Annotated in this window: 9 protein-coding genes and 2 CRISPR repeat arrays; of the genes, 1 reads left to right on the top strand and 8 read right to left on the bottom strand. The window is 27.9% G+C overall.

The annotated features are described in order from the left end of the window. The first annotated feature begins 121 nt into the window (after positions 1-121). Complete coding sequence (gene rsmH, locus BN350_RS10535; protein WP_028043564.1) at positions 122-1162, top strand: 16S rRNA (cytosine(1402)-N(4))-methyltransferase RsmH; 1041 nt, start codon at positions 122-124, stop codon at positions 1160-1162. Between the two features lie 152 nt (positions 1163-1314). Next, a CRISPR array of direct repeats spans positions 1315-3981; the repeat unit is 30 nt; unit sequence ATTTCAAAACATCATATGTTGCTATTAAGC. 175 nt (positions 3982-4156) lie between these two features. Here the strand turns inward: rsmH and cas2 are convergent. The 8 genes from cas2 to cas6 are packed head-to-tail and all read right to left on the bottom strand — an operon-like array spanning position 4157 to position 12640. After that, the gene (cas2, locus tag BN350_RS10540) at positions 4157-4444 is read right to left on the bottom strand and encodes a CRISPR-associated endonuclease Cas2 (RefSeq protein WP_028043565.1); all 288 of its coding nucleotides are present in this window, start codon (positions 4442-4444) and stop codon (positions 4157-4159) included. Then, positions 4444-5445, bottom strand: a complete 1002-nt coding sequence (gene cas1b, locus BN350_RS10545; protein WP_028043566.1) for a type I-B CRISPR-associated endonuclease Cas1b — start codon at positions 5443-5445, stop codon at positions 4444-4446. The genes cas2 and cas1b overlap by 1 nt, the downstream gene beginning before the upstream one ends. A 10-nt stretch (positions 5446-5455) precedes the next feature. Next, positions 5456-5947: a CRISPR-associated protein Cas4 gene (gene cas4, locus BN350_RS10550; protein ID WP_028043567.1), complete on the bottom strand. Its 492-nt coding sequence runs from the start codon at positions 5945-5947 to the stop codon at positions 5456-5458. A gap of 17 nt (positions 5948-5964) precedes the next feature. Beyond that, a complete protein-coding gene (locus BN350_RS10555; RefSeq protein WP_028043568.1) occupies positions 5965-8508 on the bottom strand; it encodes a CRISPR-associated helicase/endonuclease Cas3 in 2544 nt (847 codons plus the stop codon). Then, positions 8492-9196 (bottom strand): type I-B CRISPR-associated protein Cas5b, encoded by a 705-nt coding sequence (cas5b, locus tag BN350_RS10560; protein WP_028043569.1) that lies wholly within the window; start codon positions 9194-9196, stop codon positions 8492-8494. The genes BN350_RS10555 and cas5b overlap by 17 nt, the downstream gene beginning before the upstream one ends. Positions 9197-9199: 3 nt before the next feature. Beyond that, positions 9200-10144, bottom strand: a complete 945-nt coding sequence (locus tag BN350_RS10565; protein ID WP_028043570.1) for a type I CRISPR-associated protein Cas7 — start codon at positions 10142-10144, stop codon at positions 9200-9202. Then, positions 10137-11930 (bottom strand): hypothetical protein, encoded by a 1794-nt coding sequence (locus BN350_RS10570; protein WP_028043571.1) that lies wholly within the window; start codon positions 11928-11930, stop codon positions 10137-10139. Before BN350_RS10570 ends, BN350_RS10565 begins: the two co-directional genes overlap by 8 nt. Before the next feature lie 14 nt (positions 11931-11944). After that, positions 11945-12640: a CRISPR-associated endoribonuclease Cas6 gene (cas6, locus tag BN350_RS10575; protein ID WP_028043572.1), complete on the bottom strand. Its 696-nt coding sequence runs from the start codon at positions 12638-12640 to the stop codon at positions 11945-11947. A gap of 184 nt (positions 12641-12824) precedes the next feature. Continuing rightward, positions 12825-14369: a CRISPR direct-repeat array (repeat unit 30 nt; unit sequence ATTTCAAAACATCATATGTTGCTATTAAAC). Positions 14370-14410: the final 41 nt, after the last annotated feature.

The raw sequence follows: 14410 nt of genomic DNA on the forward strand, positions 1-14410 counted from the left end.
AACATATTATGAGCAAATTTTGTAGATAAATCATGTAGAGATGATTTATTTATCTAGACATATATCATTTTATGATGATAATATAGATATTAGCTATATATAAAAGAGAGGTCTATTATTGATGGAAAAACAACATAAACGAAGAGTGAGATATAAAGGAACACATCCTAAAAAATATAATGAAAAATATAAAGAATTGAATCCTGAATTATATCCTGAAACAATTGAAAAAGTGATTAAAAAGGGCAGTACACCTGTAGGCATGCATTTATCTATTATGGTAAATGAAATACTTGAGTTTTTAGATATTAAAGAAGGACAAATTGGATTAGATTGTACGCTTGGATACGGTGGACATACTTTAAAGATGCTAGAATCTTTAAATCATACTGGACATATATATGCTCTAGATATTGATCCTATCGAAAGTATAAAAACAAAAGAAAGATTATTAAACAAAGGATATGGTGAAGATCTTTTAACAATTAAACAATGCAACTTTAAAGATATTGATTTGGTATCAAAAGACGTTGGTTTATTTGATTTCGTTTTAGCGGATTTAGGTGTATCTTCAATGCAAATCGATAATCCAGAAAGAGGGTTTTCCTATAAAAAAGAAGGTCCTTTAGATTTAAGACTTAATCCTGAAAAAGGTATCCCCGCTTCTCAAAGATTACAACAATTAACAAGAGAACAGTTAGAATTACTTTTTATTGTAAATTCTGATGAACCATATGCAAAAGAAATAGCATCTAATATAGATTCGTTTTTAAAAGCTGGACATCCTATAAACACGACTACTGAACTCTATAAGATTATCGAAAAAAGCCTTTCTTTTATTCCTACTAAAGAGAGAAAAGATTCAATTAAAAAGTCGGCTGCAAGAGTTTTTCAAGCACTTCGTATTGAAGTTAATAGTGAATTTGATGTACTTATGGAATTCATGGAAAAACTTCCTAGTATTCTCAAACCAGGTGGTAGAGTGGCTATTCTTACTTTTCATTCTGGAGAAGATAGAATTGTTAAAAAAGCTTTTAAAGAAATGAAAAATCTTGGGATTTATAGTGAGATTGCAAGAAATGTGATACGTCCTAGCAAAGAAGAATGTCACATTAATAGCCGTGCTAGATCAACTAAAATGAGATGGGCAATTAAAGCTTAAAGAATGAATTTTGTAAGTGAAGAATGATTTAGCTCATCTTCACTTTTTTCATCTTTATAACAACAAAGACAATAAAATAAAACCACTTGCTAAACATAATATGCTACTGTTAAACAATGGTATGTCACAAGAAACTGAAGAGGAGTTAAGGGATTTCAAAACATCATATGTTGCTATTAAGCCTGTAATCAAGGTTAGGCCTTAGGAAAATAGAAAACATTTCAAAACATCATATGTTGCTATTAAGCTGAGAAAAGGTACGGCAAAAAAACTTAAACGTAAAAATTTCAAAACATCATATGTTGCTATTAAGCTTTAACGCAAGATAAGTCATAGCCATTGTCTTACCTATTTCAAAACATCATATGTTGCTATTAAGCCAGTCCTCAAAGACGAGGATAAGCTACTCCAGGTATATTTCAAAACATCATATGTTGCTATTAAGCCTGGATTTCCTGCTTGTTTTTTATATTTTCTAGAATAATTTCAAAACATCATATGTTGCTATTAAGCTGATTATTGCTTTTTATTGTCTTAGTTGCATAGACAATTTCAAAACATCATATGTTGCTATTAAGCTTTATAGAAGAACCAACATAATTTTTAAGTATTTCATTTCAAAACATCATATGTTGCTATTAAGCTTTATAGAAGAACCAACATAATTTTTAAGTATTTCATTTCAAAACATCATATGTTGCTATTAAGCATATGATGGTCGTAGTTGTTATGTCCATTCTGTCTAATTTCAAAACATCATATGTTGCTATTAAGCATCTTCTTTACTTTTAGATCATCAAGATTGCAGTAAATTTCAAAACATCATATGTTGCTATTAAGCGAAATTCAAATGATCTTGAAGCATGTCTGCAAAACCATTTCAAAACATCATATGTTGCTATTAAGCTAGAAATCGCTATTTAGTTTATAAAATTATGTCTCAATTTCAAAACATCATATGTTGCTATTAAGCAATTCGTGTGAATTGAAAGAAATTCGAGCAGATTCATATTTCAAAACATCATATGTTGCTATTAAGCGGTTAAGGTTTCGGAGCGTGTATTTGATAGTATCTGATTTCAAAACATCATATGTTGCTATTAAGCTTTCTATATTTCAAAATTTCATTCATTGTATTTTTATTTCAAAACATCATATGTTGCTATTAAGCGTGGAATAAAAATGTAGATTTTTCGACGTAAAGAAATTTCAAAACATCATATGTTGCTATTAAGCTTATGTATCTTTTTAATGATTTGGATTATATTCTTGATTTCAAAACATCATATGTTGCTATTAAGCCGTGAGATGTTCTTAACACTACCCAATACATAAACTATTTCAAAACATCATATGTTGCTATTAAGCAGTGATATTTATATCGTTATATATGATAAACTTGCATTTCAAAACATCATATGTTGCTATTAAGCTATAGAAATGGTTGATTATGCTTATAGTCTAGTCGAATTTCAAAACATCATATGTTGCTATTAAGCTACAAATTATTGGGTTCTAGGAAATGATGCAACCTTATTTCAAAACATCATATGTTGCTATTAAGCCAAAATAGAATCCCACAATCATTGTATAAATGGCCAATTTCAAAACATCATATGTTGCTATTAAGCCCTTTTATGGCTTATTAGTTTCAGTTGTGTATTTAGATTTCAAAACATCATATGTTGCTATTAAGCTACTGTTACAAAAGCAAAGGTTGGTCACTATGAAAGATTTCAAAACATCATATGTTGCTATTAAGCCATTTACAAGATCTAAATTGTTTTTATTACCAATAAATTTCAAAACATCATATGTTGCTATTAAGCTATTAACGGGTGTAATATCTCCTAATGTTCTATCATATTTCAAAACATCATATGTTGCTATTAAGCATCGTCCTCACTTTCTTACTGTTAAAATAACTTGTTATTTCAAAACATCATATGTTGCTATTAAGCCCAAAGTCCTTGTAATTTCCTATTTTTGAAATATCAAATTTCAAAACATCATATGTTGCTATTAAGCATACTTTTTTACATCCCCTTTTAAAGTCATTCAAAAATTTCAAAACATCATATGTTGCTATTAAGCAATGCTTGTCAATCCCGTTAAAAGAAAAGGCAATTTATTTCAAAACATCATATGTTGCTATTAAGCTTCGGAAAAGTTTCAGGCGGAGCATGCAAAACATTATTTCAAAACATCATATGTTGCTATTAAGCCGAAATTGGAAAAACTCATACAAGCCATTTAATGAATTTCAAAACATCATATGTTGCTATTAAGCGAATTGGGGGCTTATATGGCAACTTCCTAATAGTAAATTTCAAAACATCATATGTTGCTATTAAGCTTATCTTTCTTATGTAAATTGGCTAATTCCTTTTGAATTTCAAAACATCATATGTTGCTATTAAGCGATATGATAAAACTGTTATTGATAAAAATCATACTATTTCAAAACATCATATGTTGCTATTAAGCGGCTGGTATTATCGGAACATTAAGAGATAACAAACTATTTCAAAACATCATATGTTGCTATTAAGCCGGTTCAATCGGACAGTGGTTTAATGATAGATTCAGATTTCAAAACATCATATGTTGCTATTAAGCTTTAGCAACAAAACAGATGCGTATTCCATCTATATTATTTCAAAACATCATATGTTGCTATTAAGCTACACATCATACCAAACATCATTAGATATTTTTCCAATTTCAAAACATCATATGTTGCTATTAAGCGCTTGCTTTAAAAGTGGACAAATTATAAATTTAAATGAATTTCAAAACATCATATGTTGCTATTAAGCCTAGATAAATCAACGTTTTCATGACTATAACAAATCAAATAACACTGATTTCATCAATGTTTTTACGATTTTTTTCCAAGTAAAAATGATTATAACAAAAATTATTCTAAAAATATCACTTTTATCTGATTTAATCAGTATAATTTCAATTATAAAGATAAATTTAGCTGGTAAATTATATGATCAATTCATCACCTTCACTCTTTTTATTACCTAAAACTTCCTCATCAAATACATTATCATTAAATGTTTTTATAATACATATAAAATCTTCCTCTTTATTAATGACTTTATTTAATTCGGTTTTTAAAGAAATTAGTTTTGATGGGGTAATCTCCCCTCTAAATACAGAATATTGAAAATGTGATAAATATTTTTTACATATTTTAAAAACCTTTTGAACACGCTTTTCTCCAATATCATAAAATACAATTGCATAATTATAGTTATACTTTTTCTTCATTATTGGCCTTCTTTCAAAGAAAAGAATTCAAAATCTTTATCTTCTAACAAATATTTAATCAATTTGTAGCAATCCATTTTGACTGCAGTTTTATAAGTCATTTTACGATTTAATTTCTTATTTACAAAAGTCTTATCTAACCGTTCTTCAAAAGCCTGAATAAAAATTTGTCTACCTGTCTCATTAAGAATACAATAATTCACTTTCTTCTCAAAATGATCTTTAACTCTTAATTTTTTGTTATTGACTAAATCAAAAATAGTTTTAAAAACAATGACTGGTTTGAACGTTTCACTTAAATCTAAACTTAACGAAAATCTGCTTTCACTTGGCTCATGCAAATAACTTATCGTTTGATTTAAATGTGTTTGATAAATAATCGAAATACATTTCGTATATAATAAAGAATTTCCAAAAGAAATAAGAGCATTAATTGGATTATCCGGTGGTCTTCTTACACGTTTATTAAGCATAAAATCAGTAGGTAAAATAAATTGAAATGCTGAATAAAACCTTTGCCATAGTTCTCCTTCTAGAAGCATAATAGATTGAATATCATTTTGCTCATATATCAATTTCTTAAAATCACCACGAATCCAATCTATTGTATTTTTTACCTCTTTATTGTTATGTTTATAATAATGATATAAAACCTCGTCTATATTTACCGCAATAGCTTTAACTATTTTTCTTGCAATAACAATTCTTTTTTCTGAATGATAAGCCTCTACCTCTTTAACTAATAATCTCCCACTATTGTATTGTTCTCGAGGATAAAATGTTCCTGAATAAAATCCATAATAGTTAAAGAAATGAACCATTATATTTTTACTAGAAATGTAATCAAGTAACTTCGTATTAATAGAAATCTCATTCATACAATAAATTTCCTTAATATTCTCAATTGGTAAATAAACATTTTTCTGGTTCTTTCGAAAACATAATGAATTATCTTTACGACTCAATTCGCCCATACTTGTAATATATTTTGTTGATCCCATTTTCTTTCTCCTATATATAGCAATATTCGTAATACGCACATTTTTTACAATGTTTCTTTTCTATAACACTAGGAACCTGTTCACTCTTCAATAATTTTTCAATTTCATTAATTTTTATTAACAATTCAGTCTCCAATTGCTCATCTAACTCAATAATAACTGTCTTCTTTTCCTTGTTTTTTTGAATAAATTCTAACTTCCCCTTTCTTTCTACCCCTTTCTCTTTAAGTTTATATAGATAAAAAATCAATTGCCAACGACTTGCTTCTACATCGGCATCACTTTTCTTAGTTTCAGTGAGATATTCTTTTGTTAATTTATCAAGTCTAATATTTTCAATAGCAATTTCAGCATTAACATCATTTAAATATTTGCTTTCATGTAATGCTTTCCCCACTTTAACATCTTCACTATTATTTTCTAGGTTTAGTCTATGTGCATGCAAATAACATTGTCGTGGACAATGAATATAATAATTCATTAACGTTCCATTCACCTTCATATCAAGACTCCCTTTCATTATAAAATATCATAACTTGATTTTCCAAGTTTCTCTCTATCCAACTTTCCATTAACAAAATATCCACTTGCATCTTCAATACAGTACAATTCACCAATAATATCATTATATTGAATATCAATATTGTTTTTTAATTTATATGTAAAGTAACTTAATTTGCTTCTGACTTCAATCAATTTAACTTGTTTTTCTGCATAATTCATCTCATTGTCTTGTAATAAATTTTTATATAAGTTCCATACAGTCCATCCATCTAAAATGGATCCATCATCTAATTCGATTTTCCTACAAAACACAACATCGATAGACCAGTTTTCATCATCAATCAACTTCATCTTTTTCGATATTTCTGAAAAATCCAATTTAAAGACAAGGTGATTAAAAAAATAATCCAGTCCGCTATCATTAGTACTCTCATTTTTTGCTTTTTTAATAATTTGCATAATACGATCATAATATTGACCAAAATCTTTATTCGAAAAAATATTTCTCATATCATTACACATAAGGGTTAATGCATCACTTGCTCGATAGTCGCTACGATATATGGTCTTATACCCATCATGTTTAAAAAAATAAACATGTCCCTTTTTTTGACACAATCTATTTATACGTCCAAAAAATTGTTCTTCACTATCTAATAATGAGATGTTTTTATACCCTATATCCATATCAATATCCACACCTGCTTCAATAACCTGAGTAGCTATTAAAATAAGTCCTGATGTTTCATTTGATTTGATAGGTTTTAGTATTTTTTCACGTTCTAAAAGTGAGTCATCTCCAGTTATACATTTGACATCTACAATAATATCATCACATTCTGATAGCATTTTGTAAAATTCATAGGCAGTGTTTTTAAAAATAAATTCAACTAGTATTTTTTTATCGTGACTTTGATGAACAATAATATGATTCTTTAAATCTTCTAAATCAATATCATTTTCTAATAACTCATAATGAGGAATAACCCTTTCTTTAAAAAGTCTATGCTGATAATATAACTGACAATTTGGTAATAAATGTTTTATCACATGATTTTGTCCAGATAATTTTTCTAAATTGGGAAGTGTTGCTGACATCATGATAATTTTCATATTCATTAATTCAGCACACGCCTTTAATAAGATAATCATTTCTGCCCAAATTTCATTTCTATAACTTTGTATTTCATCTAATACAATCACTGATTCAGATAATTGATGAAATCCCATAACATCTTCCCGCTTATCACCAAAAAGCAAATTGAAAAAACTAACATGCGTAGATAAAATCAATGGATAATTTAAAAATTGTCTATCTAATAATAATTTTTGATAAAAATCAGTAGAATCATCATTATCTTTATATTCCCTGTGACTTTGAGGAAGTGGTGTCAAAGAATTCACAACAACAATTTGATCTTGGAACTTTTTTTGAGGAAATAATTTATTCAATGTTTGCCTGTTTTGCTCTACAAGTGTATTGAAAGGATAAATGTAAAACATCTTCTTTCTATTTTGCATTAAATGAAAACTCAAATTAAAGGCAGTATTGCTCTTCCCGCTACCCGTTGGTGCCTCTAGAAAATAAATAGATTTATCTAAATCATTTAATAGATTTTTTTCAGCATCTAAAAACAATTCACTTCTTAAATCATTCATCTGTAAAATATTATCAAAATGTTTAGTCATGCCTTGATAACTCTTTTTCTCATAGTCCCGAATTGATTTTAATAACTTGGAAGTGTTATATTCTTCCTGATAATCTTGAATAGAAAGTTTACCTCCTATAATGTTATAATCATGATCATTCATAAATTCACTTGTCGCATAATAATCACTTGCTACTAAAAGAGAATAAGTTAAACGATAGTAGAAATAATGTATAGCTGATTCTTCAAAAGAATAATCTGGATGCTCATCATAAAGATGATATACAAGTTTCTTTAATACATCAATATTTCCTTCAGTTATATATTTGAGACCTTTATAACCACTTAATGGATTTGATAATAAATTTTTTATTAAACAATTGGTTTGATTCTCTTTTAGACATTGAGTAAACTGTGATAAACTTTCCAGGTGACTATGATGCCTAGCAATAATATAGGCATGTTCTACAATGATTCTCTCCAAAATGTATCTATCGTCATCTACGAGTATTTCATTCAATGATAGTTTATAAAGAAAATAATCCAAATAAATGATAGCTGAGAAAAATGAATGATCTGATTTTTTTAATCCCTGATATGGCTTACCAATATTGTTATGCATTTTTATTCGTTGAAATTCAGGATTGATTTTACCAAAATCATGAAATGATACAAGCTGAATTAATAATTCTTTGAGAAAGTCAAAACTTGCATTCTCATTTTGAAAATGCAAATTTTGATGAAACCGTTGAATAACCATTTCTATATTTTTATCATCATACAATTTTTGAAAATACTTTTGACATCTATCAATATGCTCTTTTAATAATTCTTTTCTTTGATCATCAGTATGTGCATAAAACAATGCATGACTATCTATAATTTCATTATAATCAATAAAAAGTAACATTTATTTCTCCATCAGAATATATCGGTACATAACTATTCTTAACAATTGCATCAGTCAAAAGCATTTTTTCTAATTGATAATGATTGGTACTTTCTTTAAGAGAGATTGGTAAGTACTCTTCATATTTAAACATCGCTGTTCGCCAATTGTATTCTAACATTGAAGCCAAAGATAAGCTATGAATTTGTATATCTTGACAATTTCTCTCTTGAAGTTCAACTAACTTTGTATCTTCTATAATAGCAAGATGATCATTTTTACCAAGATACGGAGTATAAACACATTGTTTGTTCATGATCATTTCTGCTAGTTTTTGACTTTCTTCATTGCCAATCAAGACATATATACTCCATTCAGGGTTTTCCAACCATTGTTCCTTAACAACAAGATTTCCTCCCTGTTCATGAGATGCATATCCTACTGAATTATTAAAATATTGAATCTTACGATAAAAATGTCCGTTTTCCTTATGAGGAACAATAGAAACAGAAATATCTTTCAATTTTTCATAATATTGAGGATATGTATCAAACTCACTTTCATAACCACGATATCCTAATATAGCCCCAAAAATCCCTAGCAAAGCAGGTTTATGAATATTTCCATATGTAAAATAATAATAAGTATTCACTTCTGGATTTTTAAAGAAAGCTGTTTTTCCCCTTAAAGTAAATTTTATAGCCTTCATAAATTAAACCTCTTTTCTAGTCACAATATGTAAATATTTAACTCCTTCAAAATCACAGTTTATTGATGTTGTTACTGGATTATAGTATACTTCTATTGTTTGAATTTGAGATTCTAATCCCTCTAATATATCTTTGAGATATATATGAATAATGTTCTTTGAATCTGTCTTTTCAAAGTCAATATACTCTGTTAAATTAGGCAAATAAAGATGATTATCAGTTTCAACAAATAATCCAAATTCATTATCACAACCTTCTTTAGAATTCGTTGCAAACGCTGTTGCCGAAACAAGTGAAGTTTCTTTAAATTTCAAATAATCGTCATCCGTATAACCTTCTGTTACTCCTAATTTCACAAATTCATTATAAGCGTCAGGATTCACAACAAATGGATAAAAATAATGAGCTTCATCACTAACAATTTTTGTTCCTAATGTTGAGTTTTTTGCTTCTCCATCTTCCACAGTTGTTTTTGTAGCGTCACGGAATGGTGAAAGAATTTGTTGTTCTTGGGGCTCTGTATCACGATATTTATTAAATCCCTGACCAAATTGTACAGCACCTGGTATAGAAATATTCATCCCCACCTCAGCAAATGTTGCACCAAAGTTTTTTACATCAATTGCATGAAATAAATTTTTTAAAACTTCTGAAGTATCTTTACATTCTTTCAAATCATTAACATTAAATAAATACTCATATCTTTCTTTTAAACTACGTGGAACTAAATTAACCTCCCCTTTTTTATCAGGTGAAAGTTTCATAGATTTAATATAAAGGACTTTCTCTCCTTGGTTTTCCCACATTTTCTTCATAGGGTATTTAAAAGCTTTGTCACTTCCATAAGTATCTCCACTGGTTGTTGTTTTTGGATATCCTGTAAAATCAGCATTCCAATTTGCCATGATTGAACTCACTCCCAAAACTCCATAAACTCTTTTATCCATTTTCTTTTTCCTCCTTATTCTTTTCATATACTAACATCATAGCACTAAAACCAGCTAAAATATATTCAGCGTGCAATACTTGCGGTGTATATAACATAATATGTTCAACGAGTTGCTGAACTCTACCTCCCTCAATAGGATTAATTAAATAATTATACTTCTTATATGAGTTCATAATTTTTTTCTTCATCAAAGAAATATCTTTGGCATTTAAAAATGCATTAATATATGCTGATGATTTATTATTTGATTTATTTAATGATAAGAAATATTGTGCTAGTTGTCCAATTGCATATCCAAATTCATAATCATCATCAAACTCCCATTTCTCACCTTTCTTTGAATTAATATGTTTTCTCAGTTTCTCTTGTACGTCTTCCATCTTTTCACCTATTTTCCTTTCATCATTAAAATAAGATAATAAAGACCATCTTAAATTAAATTGTCTTTGTGCTTTAAAAGTTTCATCTTTCAAAATAGCATTTTTAATCAGTTCCATTGTAAATTTATCTAATGATGCCCTTATTTGATTCTTTTCACCTTGATAAAACCAAGCAGATAAAACCCCACGATTTTCTAATAGACACCTTTTCAAAACTGCATCATTGATTTGAATGTCTTCCATTCTACTGTAAAGATTAAATTGTAATCTTCCTTCAAAAAATACACTATCAATCAAATGCCTAATCTGCCATAAATTATCTATTGAATTACCATAAGGGAGTGTGGATTTATCTATATCTTTTTGTGATATCCCTATATAATTTTTAAGCATAAATGGTTTTTTTAAAAGTTTTGAATAATGACTTATGTTATCAGCATGAATAATTTCAACTTCATTTTTTTCTTTTCGACATCTGAGATAGTATCCACTCATCAAATCTTCAGGTTCTTCTAAATCTGTATAGGCTTTAATATCTTCTTTGTTTTGAAAATTATTTATATAGATATTATATTTTCCCTTGGAAACTTCCCCTAATAAATAATCAAATAATTGAGATTGTAATAATGCTTTTTGTTGATCTAATAAATAAGGAACTTTAACTTTACGTGTTTTATTCTCTAAAAATGGTTTTTTAGAGTTCATTCCCATATTATTATTAGGCAAGCCTAAAATGATTCCCTCATCATCAAAATTATAATCATTACTATTATATAAATTAGGGAGTAAATAACGTTCGCTTTCTTTTTTATAATATTCTATAGTCTTCTCTCTGTCTGTGAAAACAAAGAATATCTTTACATAATTTTTCTTAGTCAAATCAATATCTTCATCCTTAAAAATATCATGATTTAAAACATAATTCTCTATTTTGTTAATCAAATCAACATCTGCTGGCCCAAGTTGTTCTTCTACATTTCTATATAATTCTCTTGATTTTGCTTTTTTCTCATACTTGACAATAGGATTTTTTAGTATGCTGAAAAAGTTTTTGATAATTTCAGGAGTGAGCTTATTAAGAACAATACTTTCTTTTTTTACTGCAATAGAAAGATAATTGTTTGTATGTATAATTTTCTTTGGATCAATAGGCTTATTCATTTCTAGGAGTTTACTATAGTAATCCAATTCTTGAATAAACAAATAATCTTCATCATTATGACCAACCGTTTCTTTGGACTTTTTATCAAAATAAACATTTAAATTTTTTGTAACCTTCCAATTATCATCATCTCCTATTTCGATTAATCTATATGTACCATCTTTTAGGGTATGAGAGTCAATAATAATTCTACTGTTTTTTCTTAGTTTTTTTTCAAAGATTTCCAATGCCTCTTGTAGCATATCTACACCTCCTTCTACATGTATTTAAAGTTAACAAATCCAAACCCTCTACTATTATTTTCTAACAATCCTACACCTAATGCCAAATAAGCCAATTCTTGTGCTTGTTCATTCTGAGCAATTTCTAAAACAATTTTATCACCTAGTAGATTAATACTTTTGTATGGCAGCTTTACTGGAACTTTATTCTTAAATTCTATAAGATCATATAAAGATAAACTCTCATCAATATTTTTTCCAGTAAAGAATTTATATTTTTTAATAAGATTATCTTTTAATCTTTTCTCAAAATCTTCTAATGTCATGTGACCTTTCCAGTAACCTAAACCAGGATTTTTTAAAATAACAGGTGTTATTGAATATATTCTTTGAATATTTCTTTTTTGTATAATTTTAATCTCACCACCAACACCTTCAAATTCATTTGTTTCATGAAAAGATAGTTTTGCCATTAAATATTGAACCAACTTATCTTCAACCATTCGAATTCGCATAGTATATATTTTATTCTTTTTGTAGAGACCTGCATTTTCAATTGGATATAACAAATCATGAACATATCCTTTGTATTGCTTACCCGTATGGTATGATAGAAATTCATTATCTTCTGTGAGTATACTATCAATATAATAACTTGTTTTTTCCGCCAATTGGGAATATTCTAAATCTTGTTTTAATTTTATCTTCACTTTGTATTCATAAATTTTCATCATTATTCCTCATTTCTTTTTGTTACTATTTTTTTAAATACATAAAACTAAATCAACTTTACTATATTATAACATATTTTTACACCTCCTAAATAATTTTTAAATGTTTATTTAAAAACTTTTTTTCATCACATGTTACTATTAAACTTAAGGCAGAGGATTTATCCAAGGTAGAATTAAGCCTATTTCAAAACATCATATGTTGCTATTAAACTGAAATGGTTGAAGAATTGGCCTGAAGATTGAATGTATTTCAAAACATCATATGTTGCTATTAAACAGCTGATTATCTAAAGAAGAATTTGTTGCTAAAACCATTTCAAAACATCATATGTTGCTATTAAACCTTGGTACACTTTAGAAATCTTGCTTTTTCAAGTTTATTTCAAAACATCATATGTTGCTATTAAACAAGGATTTGATTCTATATTGGGATTGCTGGATCAACATTTCAAAACATCATATGTTGCTATTAAACCGAGGTGCTAACCGTCATTCTAAAATCTTAGATACATTTCAAAACATCATATGTTGTTATTAAACAATTTCAAAAGTCCGGTAGAGTTCATTATCATGTCTATTTCAAAACATCATATGTTGCTATTAAACTGCCAGCTTAAATTGCCAAAACTATACCAAAGCTGGATTTCAAAACATCATATGTTGCTATTAAACTTTTAAGCCACAGATGTATATAGATAATAAAGCATAATTTCAAAACATCATATGTTGCTATTAAACTGAAAAAGATGAAAGGGAATGTTTAAAACCTTATCTATTTCAAAACATCATATGTTGCTATTAAACTAGTATTTGTGAGTCTTTGGGTTGCAAATCTCGCAAATTTCAAAACATCATATGTTGCTATTAAACGGGCTCTGTGCATTGGGTGGCGTTATGCTTACGAAATTTCAAAACATCATATGTTGCTATTAAACGTCGACTTTGAAAGGGGTGTTTATTATGAAATTGTAATTTCAAAACATCATATGTTGCTATTAAACGAACAGGTCTATAACGAGACAACGAACAGTATAGATAATTTCAAAACATCATATGTTGCTATTAAACCATTCTCCCATTCGGATGTTGTGGCCTGTGCAATGTATTTCAAAACATCATATGTTGCTATTAAACAGAATAATATCGCTTGTGAGCCTTAAAGAACGTGCTATTTCAAAACATCATATGTTGCTATTAAACGCAAAGCCATTCATAAAAGACAGATCAACATCAAAATTTCAAAACATCATATGTTGCTATTAAACTTTTGATAAAACGCAAATGCTTCCTGTTACTCATACATTTCAAAACATCATATGTTGCTATTAAACAACTGGATGGATGAAAGATTTTGACTATCTTATTGTATTTCAAAACATCATATGTTGCTATTAAACTTCTATGCTATCCTCGTACATTTCTTTTGATATTATATTTCAAAACATCATATGTTGCTATTAAACTCCCTTTTTCTTTTGCGTTAAATTCATTTTTTTTAAATTTCAAAACATCATATGTTGCTATTAAACAAATTAAGCACAACATTAAAACCTAGAACATTAAAAATTTCAAAACATCATATGTTGCTATTAAACACATATATTAAGTTTAGAATCTTGTAACAATCTTTTATTTCAAAACATCATATGTTGCTATTAAACTTTAATGTTTTAACGTAATACAATCTTTGTTCCATATTTCAAAACATCATATGTTGCTATTAAACGAGGAAGAACCTCTCTATAAGAACTTGTAAACAATAATTTC

Source organism: Candidatus Stoquefichus massiliensis AP9 (genome assembly GCF_000455285.1).
In the GTDB taxonomy this organism is placed as follows: Bacteria; Bacillota_I; Bacilli_A; order Erysipelotrichales; family Coprobacillaceae; genus Stoquefichus; species Stoquefichus massiliensis.

Bases quoted from the DNA above. Each gene is read 5' to 3' on its own strand.
- rsmH (WP_028043564.1), top strand. From the start codon at position 122: ATGGAAAAACAACATAAACGAAGAGTGAGATATAAAGGAACACATCCT.
- cas2 (WP_028043565.1), bottom strand. From the start codon at position 4,444: ATGAAGAAAAAGTATAACTATAATTATGCAATTGTATTTTATGATATT.
- cas1b (WP_028043566.1), bottom strand. From the start codon at position 5,445: ATGGGATCAACAAAATATATTACAAGTATGGGCGAATTGAGTCGTAAA.
- cas4 (WP_028043567.1), bottom strand. From the start codon at position 5,947: ATGAAGGTGAATGGAACGTTAATGAATTATTATATTCATTGTCCACGA.
- BN350_RS10555 (WP_028043568.1), bottom strand. From the start codon at position 8,508: ATGTTACTTTTTATTGATTATAATGAAATTATAGATAGTCATGCATTG.
- cas5b (WP_028043569.1), bottom strand. From the start codon at position 9,196: ATGAAGGCTATAAAATTTACTTTAAGGGGAAAAACAGCTTTCTTTAAA.
- BN350_RS10565 (WP_028043570.1), bottom strand. From the start codon at position 10,144: ATGGATAAAAGAGTTTATGGAGTTTTGGGAGTGAGTTCAATCATGGCA.
- BN350_RS10570 (WP_028043571.1), bottom strand. From the start codon at position 11,930: ATGCTACAAGAGGCATTGGAAATCTTTGAAAAAAAACTAAGAAAAAAC.
- cas6 (WP_028043572.1), bottom strand. From the start codon at position 12,640: ATGAAAATTTATGAATACAAAGTGAAGATAAAATTAAAACAAGATTTA.